The organism is Betaproteobacteria bacterium, assembly GCA_016720925.1.
Classification (GTDB): domain Bacteria; phylum Pseudomonadota; class Gammaproteobacteria; order Burkholderiales; family Usitatibacteraceae; genus UKL13-2.
Genome location: JADKJR010000003.1, coordinates 224,409 through 245,313 on the forward strand (window position 1 = coordinate 224,409; position 20,905 = coordinate 245,313).

16 protein-coding genes are annotated in these 20,905 nt (G+C 62.8%); 5 read left to right on the forward strand and 11 right to left on the reverse strand.

The window, feature by feature from the left end:
- Nucleotides 1–242: 242 nt before the first annotated feature.
- From IPP88_05155 to pepF, 7 genes are all read right to left on the reverse strand, one after another.
- Nucleotides 243–764, reverse strand: coding sequence for an SCP2 sterol-binding domain-containing protein (locus tag IPP88_05155; GenBank protein ID MBL0122128.1), 522 nt, complete (start codon nt 762–764; stop codon nt 243–245).
- On the reverse strand, nt 761–1,678 hold the full coding sequence (locus tag IPP88_05160; protein MBL0122129.1) for a U32 family peptidase: 918 nt from the start codon (nt 1,676–1,678) through the stop codon (nt 761–763). Before IPP88_05160 ends, IPP88_05155 begins: the two co-directional genes overlap by 4 nt.
- Before the next feature lie 20 nt (nt 1,679–1,698).
- Nucleotides 1,699–2,703 carry a U32 family peptidase gene (locus IPP88_05165; protein ID MBL0122130.1) on the reverse strand — a complete coding sequence of 335 codons (1,005 nt, stop codon included), beginning with the start codon at nt 2,701–2,703 and terminating at the stop codon, nt 1,699–1,701.
- Between the two features lie 269 nt (nt 2,704–2,972).
- Nucleotides 2,973–3,671, reverse strand: coding sequence for an anaerobic ribonucleoside-triphosphate reductase activating protein (locus IPP88_05170; GenBank protein MBL0122131.1), 699 nt, complete (start codon nt 3,669–3,671; stop codon nt 2,973–2,975).
- 1 nt (nt 3,672) lies between these two features.
- Nucleotides 3,673–3,861 (reverse strand): hypothetical protein, encoded by a 189-nt coding sequence (locus IPP88_05175; GenBank protein MBL0122132.1) that lies wholly within the window; start codon nt 3,859–3,861, stop codon nt 3,673–3,675.
- Nucleotides 3,858–5,924, reverse strand: a complete 2,067-nt coding sequence (locus IPP88_05180; GenBank protein MBL0122133.1) for a ribonucleoside triphosphate reductase — start codon at nt 5,922–5,924, stop codon at nt 3,858–3,860. Before IPP88_05180 ends, IPP88_05175 begins: the two co-directional genes overlap by 4 nt.
- Before the next feature lie 297 nt (nt 5,925–6,221).
- Nucleotides 6,222–8,048 (reverse strand): oligoendopeptidase F, encoded by a 1,827-nt coding sequence (gene pepF, locus IPP88_05185; GenBank protein MBL0122134.1) that lies wholly within the window; start codon nt 8,046–8,048, stop codon nt 6,222–6,224.
- 320 nt (nt 8,049–8,368) lie between these two features.
- On the opposite strand from pepF, the gene IPP88_05190 reads away from it, so the two are divergent.
- On the forward strand, nt 8,369–8,692 hold the full coding sequence (locus IPP88_05190; protein MBL0122135.1) for a hypothetical protein: 324 nt from the start codon (nt 8,369–8,371) through the stop codon (nt 8,690–8,692).
- Between the two features lie 72 nt (nt 8,693–8,764).
- On the opposite strand, the gene IPP88_05195 is transcribed toward IPP88_05190, so the two are convergent.
- Nucleotides 8,765–10,951 carry a xanthine dehydrogenase family protein molybdopterin-binding subunit gene (locus IPP88_05195; protein ID MBL0122136.1) on the reverse strand — a complete coding sequence of 729 codons (2,187 nt, stop codon included), beginning with the start codon at nt 10,949–10,951 and terminating at the stop codon, nt 8,765–8,767.
- Nucleotides 10,948–11,454 carry a (2Fe-2S)-binding protein gene (locus IPP88_05200; protein ID MBL0122137.1) on the reverse strand — a complete coding sequence of 169 codons (507 nt, stop codon included), beginning with the start codon at nt 11,452–11,454 and terminating at the stop codon, nt 10,948–10,950. Before IPP88_05200 ends, IPP88_05195 begins: the two co-directional genes overlap by 4 nt.
- A 5,139-nt stretch (nt 11,455–16,593) precedes the next feature.
- Between IPP88_05200 and IPP88_05205 the strand changes: the two genes are divergently transcribed.
- Together IPP88_05205 and IPP88_05210 are read left to right on the forward strand one after the other, a co-directional pair.
- Complete coding sequence (locus tag IPP88_05205) at nt 16,594–17,496, forward strand: hypothetical protein (GenBank protein MBL0122138.1); 903 nt, start codon at nt 16,594–16,596, stop codon at nt 17,494–17,496.
- 6 nt (nt 17,497–17,502) lie between these two features.
- Nucleotides 17,503–17,841, forward strand: a complete 339-nt coding sequence (locus IPP88_05210; protein ID MBL0122139.1) for an NIPSNAP family protein — start codon at nt 17,503–17,505, stop codon at nt 17,839–17,841.
- A gap of 94 nt (nt 17,842–17,935) precedes the next feature.
- On the opposite strand, the gene IPP88_05215 is transcribed toward IPP88_05210, so the two are convergent.
- Nucleotides 17,936–18,112, reverse strand: a complete 177-nt coding sequence (locus IPP88_05215) for a hypothetical protein (protein ID MBL0122140.1) — start codon at nt 18,110–18,112, stop codon at nt 17,936–17,938.
- Nucleotides 18,109–18,858 (reverse strand): class II glutamine amidotransferase, encoded by a 750-nt coding sequence (locus tag IPP88_05220; GenBank protein ID MBL0122141.1) that lies wholly within the window; start codon nt 18,856–18,858, stop codon nt 18,109–18,111. Before IPP88_05220 ends, IPP88_05215 begins: the two co-directional genes overlap by 4 nt.
- Nucleotides 18,859–18,934: 76 nt before the next feature.
- Between IPP88_05220 and IPP88_05225 the strand changes: the two genes are divergently transcribed.
- The gene (locus tag IPP88_05225) at nt 18,935–19,966 is read left to right on the forward strand and encodes a cyclic nucleotide-binding domain-containing protein (GenBank protein MBL0122142.1); all 1,032 of its coding nucleotides are present in this window, start codon (nt 18,935–18,937) and stop codon (nt 19,964–19,966) included.
- A 50-nt stretch (nt 19,967–20,016) separates the two neighbouring features.
- On the forward strand, nt 20,017–20,535 hold the full coding sequence (locus IPP88_05230; GenBank protein ID MBL0122143.1) for a hypothetical protein: 519 nt from the start codon (nt 20,017–20,019) through the stop codon (nt 20,533–20,535).
- The last annotated feature ends 370 nt before the right edge of the window (nt 20,536–20,905 follow it).

Below are 20,905 nucleotides of genomic sequence, written 5' to 3' on the forward strand. Positions count from 1 at the left end.
CCTCAATCTGCCCACTATCAACGTCCATCATCAATGGTCGCGGCACGCGCGGTTTTGACATGGATCAACGGAGTAACGGGATTTAGGGGTTTGTTGGCCTTTTCGTAGGGGGAATTACGAAAGAACGACAACAAACGCAAGGAAACACGCGGCGTCAGGCAAGCGGGCGCATCCCCATGCTTATGGTCAGCGTGTCATCAAGGGTCCACGGCGAACGTGGCGGGCGAAGAAAAGCAGGGGATTTACGCGCTTCCCGACCGGCCATTGAGGCCGCGTCGCGCGCGAAACGACCTTGCGCGATCCATGCCGCGGTGCAGGAAACGAATCAGCTTGCGCGTCTTCACCGCCGGCAACGCGTCCAGCGTGTTCTTGATGAGCAACGCGAGTTCGGTGTCGCCTTCGACGACGACGCGCCGGTCGAAATAAAGCGTGTCCGCGTCTTCATCGCCGGAGGCGAGCAACGCGAAATCGCGTGCGGTTGCCGTAATGCTGAGGTCGATGGCCGCCTGCTGTGGCAACGGCGCAAAGCGATCGGGCGTGACACCGAACCGGAAACGCACGCCCCAGTCCGATACCGCAATCTCGACGTGCCGTCCGATCAACTGCAGATAAACATCAGCCGGCAAATCGCGACGCAGCACCATGTTCAGGCCGGCCGCGAACATGGCTGAGCCGGGATGCGGCAATCGGCGGGCCAGGCGGCTCAAGGGTCGCGTGAATGGGGGCAACGCCGTTGGTGGCAATGACGCACTTTGATTCATCATGAGGCAGCCTTTATTTCAACTCGTTTGTTTCGGGATGTGCCCACCTGCTCCAGCCCTGGTCGTCCATGCCAGTAGCCGTTGCACGAGACTTCCGGCGCCCACGGTGCCGGCGCAGCGGGATCATACGCCGCGCCCTGTGCGATCGATTTGAATTGCGCGACGACGTCACCCGTCTGCATCGACTGTGGACTGATGCGCACGTGACTCACCCCCATCGCGATCATGCTTGGCACTTGATCGATCAGGTTGTAGACCCGCGCCGACTGCGTCTGCAAGCCATTCATCACCAGAAACGCTTCGTCATCCTGCGTGGACACAGTGAGCCCGTCCGGGTGTTCAAGACAACGAAACCCGCAGTCATCCTTGGACAGATTGTTGTAGCGCGCGGTAAAGCAGCGCGCTGATACCGCCAGCGGCAGGCGGCCATAGGAAAACACTTCCGTGTCCATGTTGAGTTGACCTTCGCGCAGAATTTCCTGCAGCCCCGCGTGACCCAGTTCGAGCGGCATCACCCAGCGGGACGCGCCGAGCCCGCGAAAAAATTCCAGCGACATGCGGCTATAAATATTGAGGTATGGCCCGGCGACAAACGGAACCTTGCCGGCCAGCAAATGCACGGCGCCGAGATCATTGGCTTCAACCAGGAATTCGCCGTTGCCGCAAATTTTGCGAAGCGTGCGCAGGTCCGATTCCGATTCAATCAGCTCGCACGTCGACAGCACGACTTCCTTGCCGGCGTCGGTCAATTGCTTGGCGATTTGCAGCCAGTCGTCCATGCGCAATTCGTAGCGCTTGCTGCATACGGTTTCACCGAGATAGACGCTGTCGACCGGCCAGGTTGCCACCCGGTTGTAGAACGCGAGCACCTTGTCGCGCGGCCAATAGTAGAGGAGCGGACCAAGCGAAATACGCAGGGGACGGATTGCGGTTGCCATCATTTCCATGTCCGGTGATATGCACCCAATGTGCATTGATTGCCCTCGGCGACGCGCGAGAGGGCGATTTGCCAGTCGGGCCGCACCGCATAGGCGTCGGGCCGAGCGGCACACGCATTGATCGCGTCGCGCCAAACGCGAGTCACCAGCGCTACATAAGAAGGGCTGCGCTGGCGCCCTTCGATCTTGATCGCCTTCACGCCCATTTCCGCGAGCTTCGGCAACAACTCAAGCGTATTCAAACTCGTTGGTTCTTCAAACGCGTAATAGACGTCATCGTTCACCTTGAAGCGGCCACGGCAAAGCGTGGGATAACCGGGACGCTCATTGGCGCTGAAGCGATCAATCAGCACCGCGCCCAGATGGGAATCCAGCACACCGGGGGCATCTGGTTTCTTCTCCCAGCGAACCGCTTTCGCCGGCGAGCAACCGCCATGGGTGTTCGGCGATTCGCCGGTGGCATAGGACGATAGCGCGCAGCGCCCTTCGACCATGATGGACAGGCTACCGAAACCAAACGCCTCGATCTCCACCGGCGTGTGGACAATCACCTGCGCGATTTGCTGGATCGACAGTACCCGCGGCAGCACTGCGCGGGTGATGCCAAATCGTTCGTGCACGAAATTGATCGCTTCGTAATTGGTGGCTGATCCCTGCACCGACAAATGCAAACGCAGTTGCGGATACTTGTTCGCTGCATAATTCATCAATCCCATGTCGGCGACGATGATGGCATCCACGCCGAAATCGACCGCGAGGTCGACCGCGCGCTGCCATTTTTGCGACGTGCTCGGCTGCGGATATGTGTTGAGCGCCATCAGCACCCGCACGCCATGCGCATGCGCGTAGCGAATGCCCTCGCGCATCGATTTCTCGTCGAAATTCAGGCCGGCAAAATTGCGCGCATTGGTCTCATCGCGAATGCCCATGTATACATCGTCCGCGCCGTTGTCAACCGCCGCTGTCAGCGCCGGCAGTGAGCCCGCCGGGCAGACCAGCTTCATTCGTTCCGTGCGCTCCTTGCGGGCGTCGGTACCGCAGCGGGTGACCGCGGGTATCGATGCGTGAGTAGCCGTTTCCGCGGCCGATAAGCCTTCTTCCACGATTGTCATGTCAACTTCCGAAAAATCATCTCGACACCATTATGGTGATGACCTGCGGTCAATTGAATGTCGCCAGCCTGCGCGGGCATGATCCAGATCACATCATCGTGAAAAATGGCCGCCAATCGATGAGGTTCGCCCGCGCCCGACCGAGCACTAGTCAAAAGGAGTCAGTTCGCGCGACGCAAAATGAAGGTCGGGAATAGTTGCTTCAAGTGACTGACATCATCGTCTGCGAGCGGCGGCGGACATGCATCCAGCCGCTCGTCGGCGCAACCGTTGGGCCGGAATTCCTGCAGCGCAAATTTTTCCACTCCACGTTGCCGCAACGAGGTCGCCATCAATTTCAGATTGCCGGATGAAAGCAGCGACGGATGACGCGTCGTGCGAACCTCATGGGCAACGCCCGACGCGAGCAAGTAATCGAGACTTTCCCTGGCGCGTTCGCCGCTGCCGGGAACGCCGGTGGTATGCACATAGTCGTCAAACGGCGCCTTGACGTCAAAGCCAACCCAATCGATCTTCGGCAGCAATTTGCGCAGGCGATCCGGATAAATGCCGGCGGTGTGCAAGCCGACCTTGAAGCCGCGTTGACGAACATCTTCAATGGCGGCGCCGAGGTGGCGGTCAACGGTGGGCTCGCCCCCGCAGAACACCACGCCGTCGAGCAGCCCTTTGCGATGATCGAGGAAATCGAGTACGCCGTGCCACGATATCGCGGGCGCCTCAAGGCGCGATTGAATTTCCGGGTTGTGGCAATAGCGGCAGCGCCATGCGCAGCCCTGCACAAACACCACCGCCGCCAGTCGACCGGGGAAGTCGGTGGTGGACAGGCGGGTCAGGCCGGCGACGCGGAGTGTGTCCGGTATTTCAGGCACACGCGGATTTTTCAGCGACGAAATACTGCCGCTCGTAGAACTCGCCCTTCTTGCCGACGTTGAATGACGAGACCGGCCGGTGGTAGCCCATCACCCGCGTCCAGATTTCGCAGGGCTGGCGTTCGTCATTGGAGAGCAGGGGATGGACGTTGGCGATTGAACATTGGGGTCTTGCAGTCATGCGAGTTCTCCTTCGGGCTGGGGCTGAACTTCGGTTGTGGCGGCGCGTTTGCGCGCGAGAATGGCTTCGTCGCACTTCGGGCAGAACGCATGTTCGCCGGCGAGATAGCCGTGATTGGGGCAGATGGAAAAAGCGGGCGTCACGGTGATGTACGGCAGATGAAAACGCGTGAAGGCGCGTTTCACCAGTTCGCGGCAGGCGGTCGAGGTGGACACGCGTTCGCCGAGATAAAGATGCAGCACGGTGCCGCCGGTGTATTTGCGTTGCAGCGGATCCTGCCGCTCCAGTGCCTCGAACGGATCATCGGTGAAGCCCACCGGCAATTGCGATGAATTGGTGTAGTAGGGCATTTCGGCGGTACCGGCCTGCAGGATATCGGGATAGCGTTTGCGGTCTTCCTTGGCGAAACGGTAGGTGGTGCCTTCTGCCGGGGTCGCTTCGAGGTTGTAGAGGTGACCGGTTTCTTCCTGGAATACGACGATCCGTGCGCGGATGTGATCGAGAAACCGCAGCGCGAACTGATGTCCCCAGGTCGTGGTGATGTCTTCGGCGTCGCCGGTGAAGTTGCGGATCATTTCGTTGATGCCGTTGACGCCAATGGTCGCGAAATGATTTCTGAGCGTGCCGAGGTAGCGCCGCGTATAGGGAAAGAGGCCCGCGTCGATATGTCCCTGGATGACCTTGCGTTTGATTTCGAGACTGGTCTTGGACAATTCCATCAATTGATCAATGCGCTCGAACAACGCGGTTTCATTGCCTTCATACAGGTAGCCCAGGCGCGCGCAATTCAGCGTCACCACGCCCAGTGAACCGGTTTGCTCGGCCGAGCCGAACAGGCCGTTTCCGCGCTTCAGCAATTCCCGCAAGTCGAGCTGCAGGCGGCAGCACATCGAGCGGATCATGTTCGGCTTCATTTCCGAATTGAGGAAGTTCTGGAAATACGGCAGGCCGTATTTCGCGGTCATTTCAAACAGCAGCTCGGTGTTCGGGTGATCCCAATCGAAATCCGGTGTGATGTTGTAGGTGGGAATGGGGAACGTGAAGACGCGGCCTTTCGCGTCGCCTTCCATCATCACTTCGATGTAAGCGCGGTTGATCATGTCCATTTCCACCTGCAGCTCGCCATAGCTGAAGGGCATTTCTTCGCCGGCGATGTAGGGAATCTGCTCGCGCAGGTCCTCTGGGCAGGTCCAGTCGAAGGTCAGGTTGGTGAACGGTGTCTGCGTGCCCCAGCGCGAAGGCACGTTGAGGTTGTAGATGAGTTCCTGGATCGATTGCTTGACTTCGCGATAGGTCAGTTTGTCCTTGCGCAGAAAAGGCGCCATGTAAGTATCGAACGAACTGAATGCCTGCGCGCCGGCCCATTCGTTTTGCAGCGTGCCTAGGAAATTCACGATCTGGCCGACCGCGCTGGTCAGGTGCTTGGGCGGCTTGGCTTCGGTTTTTCCGGGTACACCGTTGAGACCCTCATTCAGAAAGGTGCGTAGCGACCAGCCGGCGCAATAACCCGCGAGCATGTCGAGATCGTGGATGTGCACATCGGCCACGCGATGCGCTTCGCCGACTTCCGGCGGATAGACGTGCGTCAGCCAGTAGTTGGCGATGACCTTGCCTGAAACGTTGAGGATCAATCCGCCGAGCGAGTAGCCCTGGTTGGCGTTGGCGTTGACCCGCCAGTCGAGTTGCTGCAGGTATTCATTGACCGAGGTGCCGACATCGACCACGCATTCGCGGTCGTTTCTGAGTTTGCGATGCTGTTCGCGATAGACGATGTACGCACGTGCGGTGGTGAAGTACCCCTCTTCCACCAACTGGCGCTCGACGATATCCTGGATGTTCTCGACGCTGGCGGTGCCACTCGCATAGCGCTGGCTGAGTGCACGCGTGACCTGGGCGGTAATGTCTCCGGCTTTCTCCGGGCCGAATTCGCCGGTCGCCTGTCCGGCTTTAACGATTGCTTGTGTGATCTTGCGCGAATCAAATGGCAGTGAGGCGCCATTGCGTTTCTTGACCCGCTGCAGAATGACTGCGGCCGAATCAAGCTTCTCCTCTGTATCGAACATGTGTGGTCCATGTGTTGTGTTGAAGGCACACAATATCCACCACATATAGTGGTGTCAACGATCCATTCAACTATTTCAACAAGCCATGATTTAGGTCATGCAATGGCGCTATTTTGCGGCCCACCAGACATTTACAGCGGAAACTTAATCAAGTTTCTAGCATGACCTACGCCCGGCTTGGGATTGCGCAACAAGCGTGGCGCAATATAGCAAAAGTCCAGCGTGGATGCGCCTTTCAGGGCATTTTTGGCCTGAAAGGCGCATCCACGCTGGACTTTGCCAGGGTGAAGAGCGAATTCAACGAATCTTCGCGGCCTCGACTTCCATCTTGGCGACCAACTCTTCCATTTGGTCAACCATCGCCTGCACGGTCTCACGCTTGGACAGGTCCACGCCGGCTTTCTGCAACTGCTTCATCGGATGATCGTTGCCACCGCTCTTCAGCAACGTGAGGTAGCGCTCCGTGGCCGCGGCGCGGGAGGCGGGTGATCCGCTGGTCATGTCCTTGAACAGCTTTGCCGAGGATGCGAAGCAGGTGGCATATTGGTACACGTAGTAGGGCGAATTGTAGAAATGCGGAATCCGCGACCAGGTGTATTTGAATAAATCGTCCGTGGCCACTGAATCGCCGTAATAGTCCTTCAGTAACTTCATGTAAATGCCGTTCAATACTTCCGCAGTTATCGGCTTGCCCGCCTCAACCAGTTTGTGCGCCTGCAGTTCATAGTCGGCAAACAGCACTTGCATGTAAAACGTTCTGACGATGGAATCGACCGCGTGTTGCAGCAACAGGAAACGCTCTTTCGGTTCAGTCGTCGCTTCCAGCAGGCGATCAAGCAGGAATCGCTCATTGGTGGTCGATGCGACTTCCGCGACGAAAATGGTGTAGTCCGCCGTTACGAATGGCTGGGTTTCAAACGCAAGAATCGTATGCATCGCATGACCGCCCTCATGCGCGAGCGTGAACAATGCATCCTGCGTGTCGTTATGGTTCAGCAGCATGTAAGGACCGACGCCATAGACGCCACTCACGTACGCGCCGCTACGCTTGCCGTCATTTTCATAGACATCGACTTGCTTTCCCGACATGAACTTCTTGTACTTGGAGACATAGTCGGTGCCCAGAGGCGCAACAGAGGCGAGCACTTGGTCACGCGATTCTTCGAACGAATAGACTTTGTCGGTCTTGTAAATGGGAATTGAGCCGTCGTAGAGATGATAGCTGTCGAGTCCGAGCAGTTTCTTGCGAAGCTTCATGTATCGCTGCAGTGGGGCGGTACCGTTGCGGACGGTATCGACGAGTGTCGTCACCACCGAGGGTGGAATGGCATTGCCGTCGAGTGCGGCATCAAGCGTCGTGGGGAAATTGCGGGCTTGTGCATTGAACCAGCCGCGCTGCATCACGCCGTTGTAAATCGCCGCATAGGTATTGGTGGTGGCCGCATAAGTTTTCAGGTACGCATCGAACGCCTTGGCACGGTCGGCCTGGCTATAGTTGGTGCCGAGCACGCTTTGATACACGCCGGGCGACAAGGTGATTTCCTTGCCGTCCGACAGCGTCACTTTCGGGAACTTGATGTCGGAGGTGGAGAGTTCCTGAAAGGTCGATGTCGGCGTACCGTTGAAGCGCGCGGCGTACGACAGCAGCTTTTCACCTTTCTCGTCGAGCACATGTTTTTGCTGGCGATAGATATCGACGATCGTGAATTTGTACGGCTTGAGCGCCGGCGTTTGCGCGATCCACTTTTCCATTGTTGCCTGCGGCACTTTCAACAACTCGGGCGTGAACCACGCGGTGGCGGTGCCCAGTTTCGCGAACAGGGTGGTGACGCGCTGCGATTTTCCGGAGATGTCCTGATTGCGCGTATCGACATCGCGCTGCAGGTGCGTGAAGCCGTAGACTTTGTACTGAAGCATGCCGATTTCGTCGAACGCCTTATAGGCCTTCAGGACCGCGGCCGGACCTTTCTTGAGCGAACCTTTCAGCGTGACAAATGAATCGATCTTGCCGTCCAGTTCCTTCATCGCCGCGTCCCACGCTTCCCAGTTCGCGTATATCGGCGTGAAGTCCCAGCGATACTGGGCGGGTATCTCCGCGCGGTTCTGCGTCGTGGGTTTGGTCATGCCAGCGGCGATGGCACCGCTTGCCAGAGTCAATAGAATGGCCGCGGAAATGGCGCGGAGGACGTGATTGTTTTTCATCTTGAGCAATCCTTTTGAGAAGTCGAAAGATCGGGCCGCATGGATGGCGGGAATTCGCCATTATCCCGTGTCATGAATCGCGCTTTGTGACGGTTTGTGCCGGCTTCGGTGGCGCCAGCTTGCCCGGACTGGATCGCCGCTTGTACGCATCCCGGGAATCCTCGCGGGCTTTGATTGCCGTCAATACGCTCGCTGGCGGCATTGGCAAACTAATCGGGCTTTTCAACTGATTGGAGCAGACCATGAAATATCGATTGATCGTCGCCACGCTTTCCCTGGCCGCCCTGCAGGCAATTGCACAAGGCGGTCCTGGCCCCGGCCCCGGACAAATGCGTGGTGGTGGGCCAGGGCCCATGTGCCAGGAAAAGGACGCGCCACCTGGCTGCAAGCTGATGTCGGCTGACGAAATGAAAGCGCATCGGGAAAAGATGCACGGCATGACGGACAAGAAGTCGTGCATGGCCTACATGGACGAGCACCACAAGACCATGCAGGAGCGCGCCGCGAAGACCGGCGACAAGCTTCCTGAGAAGCCGACATACGGACGTTGCGCGCGCTTGAATTGACCGATGGCTTCCGGCGCGAGCCGGCAGTGTTTCCGGTATCGGCGCGATGCCATCGCGCCGATGCGTTTGTGGCTAGGCCTTTTTGAGGCTGTGATTCTTCAGAGGCAGATCGCGAATACGTTTTCCGGTCGCCGCGAAGATCGCATTGAGCACCGCCGGCGCCGCAACAGCAATGGTCGGCTCGCCCACGCCGCCCCAGAATCCGCCCGACGGCATGATGACGGTTTCCACTGCGGGCATATCGGCCATGCGCATCGCCGGATAGTCGTGAAAGTTGCTCTGCAAGATACGGCCATCCTTGACGGTGCACTCGCCGTATAGCGCGGCCGACAGGCCATAGGCGAACGATCCCTCCACCTGCGCTTCAATCTGCTGCGGATTCACCGCATGACCGGAATCAGTTGCGGCGACGATGCGATGGATCTTCAGTTCGCCTGCCGCATTGACCGATACTTCCGCGCATGCCGCCACGTAGCTGCCAAAACCCATCGCCTGTGCCAATCCGCGGAACACGCCGGGCGCCGCAGGTTTGCTCCAGCCAGCGCGCTCGGCCGCCGCATTGAGCACCGCCAGATGTTTCGGATGATTGGCCATCAGTTTCCGCCGGAATTCCAGCGCATCCTTGCCGGCGGCATGGGCGAGTTCGTCAATAAAACATTCGAGATAGATGGTGTTGTGATTCAGATTCACGCCGCGCCAGAAACCCGCCGGTACATGCGGGTTACGCATGGCGTGATCGATCATCAGCGCCGGAAACGTATAACCAATCCCGGCTTCCGGGCCGGCTGCATTAAGCCCTTGAAACACCAGCGGGTCCTTGCCGTCCTTGATATTCTGCGGCGCCACGCTCGCGAGGATTGATTGCCCGGAAATGCGCATCGCCAGTCCGGTCACATTGCCTGCGGCGTCGAGGCCGGCGGTGAGTTTGCAGCGCGTGATCGGGTGGTAGCGCCCCTGCGCCATGTCTTCCTCGCGCGACCAGATCAGCTTGATCGGCGTGCCGGGCATTTCCTTGGCGATCGCCACCGCCTGGCGTATCCAGTCGGTCATGCCGCGCCGGCCGAAACCGCCACCGAGGTGAATTTTGTACACTTCGCATTTCGTCAACGGCAGCCCCGCGGCTTCGGATGCGGCGGCCAATGCGGCCTCGCCATTTTGCGTCGGCGTCCAGACCTCACAACGATCCGGCGTCCATTTTGCCGTGGCGTTCATGGTCTCCATGCAGGCATGGTTCTGATACGGGTACGAGTACGTGGCCTCGATTACTTTCGCCGCCGCCGCAATCGCGGGCCCGACATTGCCAACCTGATTTCCCACCACGGCGTCCTTGGCAACGAGACCGGCGTTCAGCGATTCGGCAATGCTCGCGCTGGATGCCTTCGCATGGGGGCCTTCGTCCCATTCGATCTTCAATGCGTCGAGCGCGGTCTTGGCGCGCCACCAGGTATCGGCCACCACGGCGACTGCCGAGTTGCCCACGCGCACCACTTTCTTCACGCCGGGGCGCTTCAGCACTGCGGCATCATCCACGCTCTTCACCTTGCCGCCGAACACCGGGCAATCCTTGATCGCCGCGTTGAGCATGCCGGGCATGGTGAGATCCATGCCGTAGATCTGCTTGCCGGTGGTCTTGTCGATGGTATCCAGCCGCGCCAGGCGCTTGCCAGCGATCTTCCAGTCTTTCGGGTCCTTCAACTTTACTTCCGTGGGCGGCGTGAGCTTCGCGGCGGCACTCGCCACATTGCCAAATGTGGTGGTGCGCTTCGATGCCGTGTGCGTGATCACGCTGTTGGCGGCGGTGCATTCACCCGCCGGTACTTTCCATTCATCGGCGGCGGCCTGCACCAGCATCATCCGGGCGGTCGCGCCGCCCTTGCGCACATAGTCGTGCGACCCGCGAATGCCTTGGCTGCCGCCGGTGCTGAAACTTCCCCATGGCCGTTTGCGCTCCACGCTTTGTCCCGGCGTTGGATACTCGGTACTCACCCTGGCCCAATCGCATTCCAGTTCCTCGGCCACCAATTGCGCGAGGCCGGTCAGTGTGCCCTGGCCCATCTCCGAGCGCGCGATGCGGACCACCACGGTGTCGTCAGGTTTCACCACCACCCATGCGTTGACCTCCGGGGCTACCAACCCCTCGGCCGCTTCGGCCGACTTCAGAAAGGGAACATGAAAGCCGACGACCAGACTGCCCGCGGTCGCGGCCGAGCCTTGCAGAAAACGGCGGCGTGAAACTTTCGGCGGCGCAATCGTATTCATGTCGCGCTCCTTTCCGTGTGGATGATGTCATTGGCGTCCACTTTCTTGAGCGCACCCCCTGCCGCCACGGATTTGATTGCCGCGCGCACGCGGTTGTAAGTGCCACAGCGGCAAATATTGGTCATCGTCTCGTCGATGTCCTTGTCGGTGGGATTCGGCTTGGCATTCAGCAGCGCAGTCGCGGCCATGATCATGCCGGTCTGGCAGAAACCGCACTGCGGCACATCCAGCGCCACCCAGGCTTTTTGCACCGGGTGCGAGCCATCGGGCGAAAGCCCTTCGATGGTGGTGATTTTTTCCGTCGGCTTGAGGCTCGCCGCCGTGCGCACACAGCTGCGAATCGGCACGCCATCGATCAGCACCGTGCAGGTGCCGCATTGCGCGATGCCGCAACCGTACTTGGTGCCGGTCAGCCCCAACTGCTCACGCAGCACCCAGAGCAGCGGTGTTCCCTCGTCCGCCTGATAATCCAGCATCTTGCCGTTGACATTCAGTTTTGCCATGACGTGCTCCTCATTTTTTCAACAATCGAATTACCGTGGGTGAAGCGTGACGATGATGTCCACACTCTTTGCAGACCGTGGCGAACGTGTCGTGGTTCCATCGCATGTTATTTAGGGTGAAGGGCGAAAGCAAATCTGCCGGAAGTTGAAGGCGGGTCTATTGCAGCAACTAGGAACAAAACACAAGCACTGGTGCGGCGTTTCAGCCATTATTGACCGGAACGCCGCGCCAGTGCGTGTGTTTGTAACTTTGTGCGGCCCCGCAGGATTCCGTGCGGCGATCGGGTTTGATCGCTGAATGCCGATGCGGCGACGGGTGCGTTTGTTGAATTCATGCAGGGTGTGATAATTGGCATCACGCCATTGATTGCTAAGGCAGCCATTCATGAAGCTTGTATGTACGCAATACTTTTTTCACCGTTTGTGTACACCTCGACAGGTGTTCATTTCTAGTTAGCGGTCAATGCAAAAGTTTGAACTGAAGCCTCCCCCCGGGGGAGGGGGGGGGGGGGGGGGGGGGGGGGGGGGGGGGGGCCCCCCCCCCTTTGGGGGGGGAGGAAAAAAAGGGGGGGGGGGGCGCCCCCCCCGGGGGGCCCGGGGGGGGGGGGGGGACCCCCCGCCCCGGGGGGCGGGGGGGGGGGGTCCCCCCCCCCCCCCCCCAACAGGGGGCCCCCCGTAAAACTGGCCGCCGCGGGGCGGGGGCCCGGGGGGCCCCCCCCCCCCCCCGGGATGGGGGGTTTTGGGGGTTGGTTGGGGGGGGGGAACCGGGGGGCCACGCCCGTCCCCGGGCTGGGGGCCGGGGGCGGGGCCCCCCCCGGGGCCCGGGGGGGGGGGGGGGAGGGAGGGGGGGGTTGCGGGGGGCGGCCCCGCCCGGGGGCGGCCCCGGGGGGGGCCAGGGGGGGGGGCGGCCCCCGGGGGGGGGCCCGGGGGGTGGTTCCGGGGCCCTTCCCGGGGGGGGGCGCCCCGGGGGGGGGGGGGGGGGGGGGGTTTTGGGCGGGGGGGGCGGGCCGGCCCCCCGGGGGGGGGTTTGGGGGGGGGGGGGGGCCGGCTTCCCCTGTCCCTTTTGGCCCCCTTCAAAAAGGGCCCGGGGGGAGCCGGGCGCCGGCGCGGCCCGCCCGGCCCCCCCCCCTTCCCCCCGTTTTTTTCCCGTGTTCCCCCCCCCCCCCGGCCGGGGCCGGGGGGGTCGGGGGGGGGGGGGCGGGGGGGGCGCCCGCCGGGCCCCCCCCGCCCCCCCCGGGGGCCCCCCCTTCCCCCGGCCCCCCGGCCCCGGCCCCGGGGGGCCGGCCCCCCCCCCCCCCCCCCCCCCCCCGGCCCCCCCGCCCCCCCCCCCCCCCCCCCGGCCCCCCCGGGGTTTCCCCCCCCCCCCCCCCCCCCCCCCCCCGGACCCCGGGGGGGCCGGGGGGGGCAAAGAGGCCTCAGGACCCCGGCTTTCCCCCCCCCTTTTTTTGCCGCCCCCCCCTTTTCTTGGCCCCGCCCCCCCTCGGGGGGGGCGGGCCCCCCTGGCGGCGTTTTTCCCTTTCCCCCCGGCCCCTTTCTGGGGGCCCCCCCGGGGGTCCCCGTTTGCCCCCCCCCGGGGCCCCCCGGGGGGCCCTGGTCCGCGGGTTTTCGGGGCGGTCCCCGGGGCCTTTTCCCTCCCCTTTACTCCCCCCCCGGGGCGGCCGGGGGGGGCCCCCGGGGGCCCCCCCCCGGGGGGGGGGGGTCCGGGGGGGGGGGGTGGGGGGTGGGGGGGGGGGGGGGGGGGCGGGCCCCCCCCTTTTGTTCCCCCCCCCCCCGGTTTCCGGGGGGGGGGCCCGGGGGCGGGGCGGGGGGCGGGGGGGGCCCCGGCCCCCCCCTTTTTTTTCGCCCAACCCCCCGGACCCCCGCCCCCCCCCCGGCCCCCCGCCCCCCCGGATTTTGGTCGGGGGCGGGGTGCGGGGGTTCCACCGGGCCGCCCCCCCCCCCCCCCCCCCCCCCCCCCTCCAATTTTCCCCTTTGGTCCCCCCACAGCCCCCCCGGTTCCGCCCGCGGGAGGCCCCCGCCCCCCCGCCCCCCCCCCCCCCCCCCCCCCCTTCCCCCGCCTTTTAGGGGGCCCGCCGGGGGGGGGGCGGGGGGGGGTCTTTTTTTTCCCCGGCGTGCCGGGGGCCCCGGGCCCCCCCCTTGTGGGGGGCGGGGGGGGGGGGGGGTTTGGTTGGGGTTTCCCCTCCCTTTTTTCCTTTTCTTTTTTTTTTTTTTTAAAAAAAATTTTTTTCAATCAACAAATTTACACCAAACAACATTTTTTTTTTTTTTTTGTTTTTTGTTTTTTTGTATTTGCCCCACACCGCGGGGGGGAGGGCCCCCGCTTTCCCCCTTTATTGGGGGGGGCCCCCCCGGGGGCGGCCGTGGGGGGAAAAAAAAAAAGGGGGGGGGGGGGTGCCGCGGTTTCCGGGCGGGGGGGGCCCCCCGGCCCGGGGGGGGGGGGGGGGGGGGAGGCAGGGGGGGGGGGGGGGGGGGTCCGGGGGGGCTCCCGGGGGGGCGCCCCCTCCCGGGGGCCTTGCCCCCGGGGGGGGGCGGGGCCCCGCCGCCCCCCGCCCCCCCGGGGTCCCGCCGGCGGCCGGGGTTTTGGTGTTTGTTTTCGGGGTTTTTTTTTCGTTTCCGGGGCCGCCGGCCGGCGGGTTTTCCCGGCCTTTTTTCTCGGGGTGCCGGGGGGGGGGGGGGGGGAAGTCCGCACCCCCCGGGCCCGGGGCCGGGGGCCCTTTCCCGGGGGGGGGGGGGGGGAAAAAAGGGGGGGGGACAACGGGAGGGGCCGGGCGTTTTTGTTTTTTTTTTCCTTCCCTTCCCGGGGCGGGCGGGGGGGGGGGGGGGGGGGTTTGGGGGGGGGGGGGGGGGGGGGCGAAGGGGGGGAGCCGGAAAGGGTAAGGTTTTTTTTTTTTTGGTGGGGGTTTCCGGTCCCTCCGGGCCCCGCAGGACTGTTTGTGTTTCTGTTGGGGTGTTTGGGGGGGGGCCCGTTTTTTGGGGGGCCCCCGGGGTTTTGGGGGCGCCCTTTTTGTTTTCCCGGGGGGTGGGGGGTTTGGGGCCCGGGCCCCCCGGGGGGGGCGGGGGGCCCCCCCTCCCGGGGCCCCCCCCCCCCGGTTTTCCCCCCGGGCCCCCCCCCCCGGGGACCCCCAAAGAACACCAAAAACGGGCTCAAAGGCCCCGGGGCGGGGGGCCGGGTACCGTCCCCTTGGGGGGGGGGGGGGGGGCGCCCCCCCTTCCCCCGGGGGGGGGGGCGCCGCCTCCCCCCGGGGGGGGGGGCGGGGGGTTTGTCCGGGCCGGGGGGCCGTGGTTTTCCGGGGGGGCCTGGGGGGGGGGGGGGCCCCCCGGGGGGCCGGCCCGGGGGGGGGGGGGGGGCGCCGCCCCCCCGGCTCCCCCCCCCCCGGCCCCCCCCCTCCCCCTCCCCCGCCGTCCTTCTTCGGTTTCACCCCCCCCTTTGGTATTTTTGGGTGTTTTTTGGTTTCGCGGGGGCGGGGGGGGCCGGGGGGGAGCCCCGGGGGGGGGGGGGGGTTCCCGGGGGGGGGGGGGCCGGCCGGGGGGAGGTTGGGGGGGGGGGGGGGCCCGGGGGGGGGGGTTTGGGGGGGGGGGGGGGGTTTGGGGGGGGGGGGGGGGGGGGGGGGGGGGGGGGGTTTTTTTTGGACGGCGCGGAGGGTCTTTGCTTTCTTGGCGGCGCAAGTCCTCGCGCGACATCACCGGCGGGGGGGCCGCCCAAATTTCCCCCCCCCCCGCCGCCCCCCCCCCCCCCGCGGAAAAAAAACACCCCCCCCACACCCCCCCCCCCCCGGGGAGACCCCCCCCCCGGGATTTTTCAGCCGCCGGGCGGGGGCCGGGGCCGGGGCCCGGGCCCCCCCCCCCCCAAAACCGGCCCCCGGGGGCGGGCGACCCCCAACGCACCCCCCCCCCCCCGACGCCACGCCCGCCACGGCGGAATTATTTGTTGCCTCGGCGGGGGCCCGGCGCCCCGCCCTCGGGCGGGCCGGCCCGCGGGGAGCGCCCGGCCCGCCCTGTCCCAAGGTGAGCACATTGTTGAGCTGCCGACCTGCCGCACACTGTTGGAATGGAAGAATGTGGCCGTGAGCTGCATATTACGAACCGCGCTCCGGACTCACATCCGCAAGGGTGACCGTGACGGTTGGCCTCTCTTAACCCTTTAAAGAGTTCAGGTCAGTCCGGTACGGCTTGCGGGGGCATTCCTGAAAGAGATTGCGGCGTCCGGCTTTGCCTGATATTTCCAACCCAGAACACGCGACCAAATCATTGCCACGCTCAAGGACCAGAGAGTCCATCGAATGGTGGGCTGGTACTTACTCAGCAGGAGGGCGGGTGTTGAACGTTGCAGGTCAAGCTCCCGTTCAAAGAGGAACCCGGGGGAGGGGGCCGGGAGGGGGAAACCGCGAAAGGGGGGGGGGACCCCCCCCCCGGAGGGGAAAAAAAAAAAAAAAAGGCCGACGAGGGTTGGGCGGGCTTCGCGACGTCGCCTTGCCGTGCGCGTGTTTTCTCAGGTCTCAGAGGCCGTACTAGTGAGATCAAGACCCCGCCACAAAGCTGCTTGGCACAGTAAGGGCACTTATGCCTTCGGGTGAGCTATCCGGCGCCGTAATGCAGGCACTGGCTACAGGCACTTTCGAAGAATCTTGCAGTGCCGGCCGCCCAAGCTCGCGCCTTCGCGCCCAAATGCGTAGTTATCTGGCGGTGCCGAATTGGCCGATGTTAAGCGAGGAGCTGAGCTGTTTCGCTCAAGGACTGGGTTGCCCCCCGGCCCGGCCCGTTCCCTCGCCGGGACGCCGCGAGGCCGCTCCGTTAGCGTCTAGCTGGCTTTTCGTCTGCTTCTCCAACTCCACCCGATCTCGCGCATCTGGAGCAGGTTGAACTGATCTTCAACCATGTACAGCCAAGACTCGTTCGGTGTTCTCGGTCAGCTTGCCTTATTGCGTTACAAGAGCCCAACGTTTATTGTCGCGCACCAGCAGTTGCCCAACTGTGTGACCTGGCGGGGCAGGGTGAGGGCCGGTTGCCCTTTGAGCGTCGTTAGCGCTACGCGACTCCACTACGGGAAGCATAGCACGCGGCGCTCAGTGGTGAACGCGTTCCCATATTTACCCCGAACATTGCGTCGGGGACTTTTTCTACAGCGTCTGTAGCCATCAGATGAACTACCCATACATTTCCGTTTACCGTTTTGCACTTAGCTCAATCGCGCTGTTCGCAATCTCCGGCGTTGCGATGGGCCAATGCCTCAGCCTATCGGAAGTACCCACACGAATTCGCGAAGCTCGACTCGTCGCGCTGGGCGAAACGCATGGCACGATGGAGGCGCCGGCATTTGCCGCAAGACTGCTCTGCGCTCTCGCGAATGCAAAGAAACCGACCTTGCTTGGCCTCGAAATCCCTGGATCTGAGCAGCCAACGATCGATGCATTCGTCAGCGGCGGCTCTGAGGTCGAATTCCTTGCCTCGATGAGAACCAGCAGGTTCTGGAACAGGGAATTTCAAGATGGCCGCTCAAGCAAGGCGATGGTGACTCTCATTGAGTTCGCGCGCGCGCTTCGCATGAGAGGACGGCAAGTACGTGTGCTGGCGATCGACGCGATGCCCAGTCAAGTTACGCCAGGTATCACTCGCGACAAGATCATGGCCCTAAACCTGGAAAGCGCGTTACACGCCGAACCTGACGCAACCATAATGTTGCTTGTAGGAAACATGCACAATAGAAAGGCCGAGGGCGCACCGTTTGACGCCTCCTTTCGATCGGCCGTCAACTTGATGAGCGAAGTAAAAATCATTTCTCTACTTATGCAACACGCGGGGGGCTCCGCGTGGTTCTGCGCAAACGATACAGAGGGAAAGTCCAGCTGCGGTGTCAAGCGCGGAATGTTCCCCATGAATGACCGTTCTTCGCCGAAGCTGGTAGAACTTGATCGGCGGTTGTTGCCCGATTACGACGGCTACTTTTTTGTCGGCGCAATCAACGCATCTCCCCCGGCAGTAGAGCGGCTATCTTCCGAAATGAGGGCTAATATCAATCAAGTTTGCTCCCTTCAGTCTCGTTAGGCCGCCATGAAACGCCTCGTCGAAATTCGGTCCTACATTCTAAAGCCCGGAAGTGGCCCAAAGTTCCACGACCTGGTTTCCAACCAGAGCGTCCCCCTTCTCAAAGAGTGGGGCATGGAAGTAGTCGCTTTCGGGCAATCTCTTCACGACCCGGATGCGTACTTTCTGATTCGGGCTTACAGCGACCTCGATGACCTCAAGCAATCACAGGCTGCCTTCTACTCGACAGACGCATGGAGAAACGGCCCTCGCGAGGCCATCATTGAATTGATTCAAACCGACGCCAATACTGTCCTATGGCTTACCATTGGGGCCATTGATGCTATTCGCCAATCACGGTTGTAGTCTTGGTCCGGCACTGAGGTCGAAAGTCTATAGCTGGCGCGACGCTTGGAGCAAAAATGGCCCGAAAGGCTCGCCGGTGCTGGTATTTCCGGTTCTACTCCAGGTACCGCACCGTCACCGCCGGTGTCCCGCCCGTGAGCTCCACATGCAGCGCCGAATACTCCGGCACCTCAACCCAGGTCGACGTGTCTTTGGTCAGTGGTTCGGAGGCGACGATGATGGAATCCGCGTTCGCTGCGCCGCCCGTCATGCGCCACTCCCCTTCGTTCATGCCGTAGTCGCGGCCGAGCGTGTACCAGAGTGACAGGAAATTGATGTTGGCTTCTTGCACGCGCGCGGGTCATTGGTGGCGTAGCAGCCGAAGTCGAAACAGTAACGCACGGCGGCAAGCTGGTGACCGTCAGTCATGAACAGGTTGACCGACGAGGACACCGCGATACCGAGTTGGGCGCGGACAGCGCGAATCAACTTCAGCGCGGTTTCAATGGCGGTCAGCAGCTCATCACGTGTCGCGCGGCGATTCGGATCCGGCAGCGCAGAGACGATGAGCGCGTAGATCCATTCGCTGTCGGTGGTGCCGCGAATATGCGGCAGGTATTTCGGATTGACGTGTTTCGCCAGCAGCGGCTTCATCTCGGACATGCGCGCCAGATCGCCGTTGTGCGCCATCGCCAGCAGCACGCCGGGGAACTGGAACGGGTGCACGTTTTGCAGCGAGATATCGACGACGGTGCTGTAGGCCACGCCGCGCACGTGCCCGAGCACACAGGTGGCGCGCACTTTTTCGGCGAGGTTCTTCAGATTGCGATCGAATACCGGCAGCGACGACGAGCCGTAGGTAAAAGGGGCGTCCGGCGCGTGCGAATGCGGGTCCCATGCGCGCAGGCCGAAGCCGGCGAGGTTCAGCAGGTGCAGCATCTTCGGCATGTAGCTTTGCTTTACCAGCGCGGAATCGGGCTGATACAGCAGGTTGTCCAGCAGGACGGGCTGGCCCAGATAGAGCAGTGCGCGGCACATGGTCAGGGGCAGATTGTGACGGGCCAATTCTTGCGCCCGTGTAAACTCTTCGCTAAATGTATTGCGCTATCTTGCCATGAACGCCACCGACACTCTCGACGCTTTTTGCGCCACTGCGATTTGTCGCGGGCTGGACGAGGCCGCCGCGGCGCAATTGCTGGCGGTGGCCGAGCCTGTTTCGTTCACATCAGGCAGCCGGTTGGTGCAACAGGGCGAAGAATCGCGCGGCGCCTATGTGCTGCGGATGGGAAAAGTCGAAGCACGCGTGTCGCTGCCGGGCGGCGGCGCGAAGACGGTGGCGGTGCTGGGCGCAGGCGAGATGTTCGGCGAAATGGCGCTGCTGGAACACGGCCACTGCAGCGCCAATGTCATGGCCGTGAGCGATGTCGATGGCTGGTTCATCGAGCGCGAGGCGTTTCGCGCGCTGACCGCCGGACGAAATCCTGTCGCGCTGGCGATCCAGCGCACCATCACGTCCGGGCTGGTTGCGCGCCTGGGCGCGCTCAATGGCGAATTGCTCAGTTGCCCCGCGCCGGAGGACAAGCCCGTGACGATGGCGCTGCCTGCTGGCGATCCGCTTGCCGACGTGCCTCGCCTGCGGCGTGCGTCGTTTGACCACCGCAGTTTTCTACCGGCGCTGCCGTTTTTCGACGGCTTTTCGCTTGACGAAATCGATATTGCCGCCGCAGCGGCAAACGTATTGGAAGTCGCGCGGGGACAATGGCTGTTCGTTGCCGGACAACCTGCGAATGCCTGCTATCTGGTGGTGCGCGGCGCGGTCGAAGTCAATGCGCGCCTCGATGGCCACGAGCGGCGCATGGCCTTGCTCGGCCCGGGAATGCTGGTCGGTTACATGAGTGTGCTGGCGGGCAAGCCGCATGGCGCCAACGCCCGTGCCCGCGAGAACGTCCTGTTGCTGGAATTTCCCGCCGCCGGTTTCATGGCGTTCTACAACGGCACATCCGGTGCGGCGGTAAAAATACAGCACGCCATTCATCGGAATTTGCTGCAATCGCTGGCGCGCAGCAATTCGCAGTTGTCGCGACTGGTGACGCAGGCGCGATTGAGCGAGGCGCTGACTTCACGCGTGACTCAGGCGGGAATTTAGGCGGCGATGGCGGGTGTCACGGAACCACTGATTGAAATGCGGAGGAATCCATGAAATGGCGAGTGTTTCTTACCTGCTTTTGCCTGGCGGGCGTCTTGACTGCCGGGACGGCTTTTGCCGATCAACTTCCCGAACCGCTGGTTTTCCAGCTACAGCGGCTGGCGAAGCTGTATGGCGCGTGGGATGAAATTGAAGAAGTGGATGGCCGAATGATCCAGCCGGTCATGCGTGGACCCGGTGATGAAATCGCGCTGGCCGTTTTCGGCGTACAGCGCTATGGCGCCAGCCGTCGCACCATGCAGTACTTTGCGGTTTTCGTGCCGGAAAACAAGACCCCGTATCCCCAGCACTATCGGCTTGTTGATGTTGTCCGGGTGGGTGCGCCTGGGGTACGTGCCATTGAGCGCCTGGAGGCGAAGGTCACGCACAACCAGAAGTCGGGTGAGACCAGCATTTCGATTCCGGCGCTGGAAAATGTGAAGGGTGATGCGGCGAATGCACCGAGCGGGAAGGTTGCTATCCAACTGGTGCTGAAGAATGGGCGGCTGAACGAGTTAGGCAAGCGCTGATTCGTCGTTCCCGTGGCGACGCGAATCCAGGTTATTGCAAAGGGTTGCCTGCGGCATTTGATTGCGGGTGGTTGCCGGGGGTAGCCCGGCGGCTACTCACTTTTCTTGCTTCGCCAAGAAAAGTAAGCAAAAGAAGGCGACCCGAGGTTCGTCCCCCGCAACGCAGCCCGGTTGCAGGCGCGCAACACCCTGCCTCACCTCGGAACGACAGGCCGCTGCGGAACTCGGGCTCGTGGATGAATCAAGCAAGAGATTTCGTTTGTGCTCGCCCTCAAACAGTCCTCGCGGACTGCTCCTGTCGTTTCTGCGTTACTCGGCGACTCTCATCGGGACCCGGGTAGTCCACTACCGCTGTCACCCCGGATTTAGT

Coding starts and splice junctions, on each gene's coding strand:
- IPP88_05155 (MBL0122128.1), bottom strand. CDS start 764: ATGATGAATCAAAGTGCGTCATTGCCACCAACGGCGTTGCCCCCATTC.
- IPP88_05165 (MBL0122130.1), bottom strand. CDS start 2,703: ATGAAGCTGGTCTGCCCGGCGGGCTCACTGCCGGCGCTGACAGCGGCG.
- IPP88_05175 (MBL0122132.1), bottom strand. CDS start 3,861: ATGACTGCAAGACCCCAATGTTCAATCGCCAACGTCCATCCCCTGCTC.
- IPP88_05180 (MBL0122133.1), bottom strand. CDS start 5,924: ATGTTCGATACAGAGGAGAAGCTTGATTCGGCCGCAGTCATTCTGCAG.
- pepF (MBL0122134.1), bottom strand. CDS start 8,048: ATGACCAAACCCACGACGCAGAACCGCGCGGAGATACCCGCCCAGTAT.
- IPP88_05190 (MBL0122135.1), top strand. CDS start 8,369: ATGAAATATCGATTGATCGTCGCCACGCTTTCCCTGGCCGCCCTGCAG.
- IPP88_05195 (MBL0122136.1), bottom strand. CDS start 10,951: ATGAATACGATTGCGCCGCCGAAAGTTTCACGCCGCCGTTTTCTGCAA.
- IPP88_05200 (MBL0122137.1), bottom strand. CDS start 11,454: ATGGCAAAACTGAATGTCAACGGCAAGATGCTGGATTATCAGGCGGAC.
- IPP88_05205 (MBL0122138.1), top strand. CDS start 16,594: ATGAACTACCCATACATTTCCGTTTACCGTTTTGCACTTAGCTCAATC.
- IPP88_05210 (MBL0122139.1), top strand. CDS start 17,503: ATGAAACGCCTCGTCGAAATTCGGTCCTACATTCTAAAGCCCGGAAGT.
- IPP88_05215 (MBL0122140.1), bottom strand. CDS start 18,112: ATGAACGAAGGGGAGTGGCGCATGACGGGCGGCGCAGCGAACGCGGAT.
- IPP88_05220 (MBL0122141.1), bottom strand. CDS start 18,858: ATGTGCCGCGCACTGCTCTATCTGGGCCAGCCCGTCCTGCTGGACAAC.
- IPP88_05225 (MBL0122142.1), top strand. CDS start 18,935: ATGAACGCCACCGACACTCTCGACGCTTTTTGCGCCACTGCGATTTGT.
- IPP88_05230 (MBL0122143.1), top strand. CDS start 20,017: ATGAAATGGCGAGTGTTTCTTACCTGCTTTTGCCTGGCGGGCGTCTTG.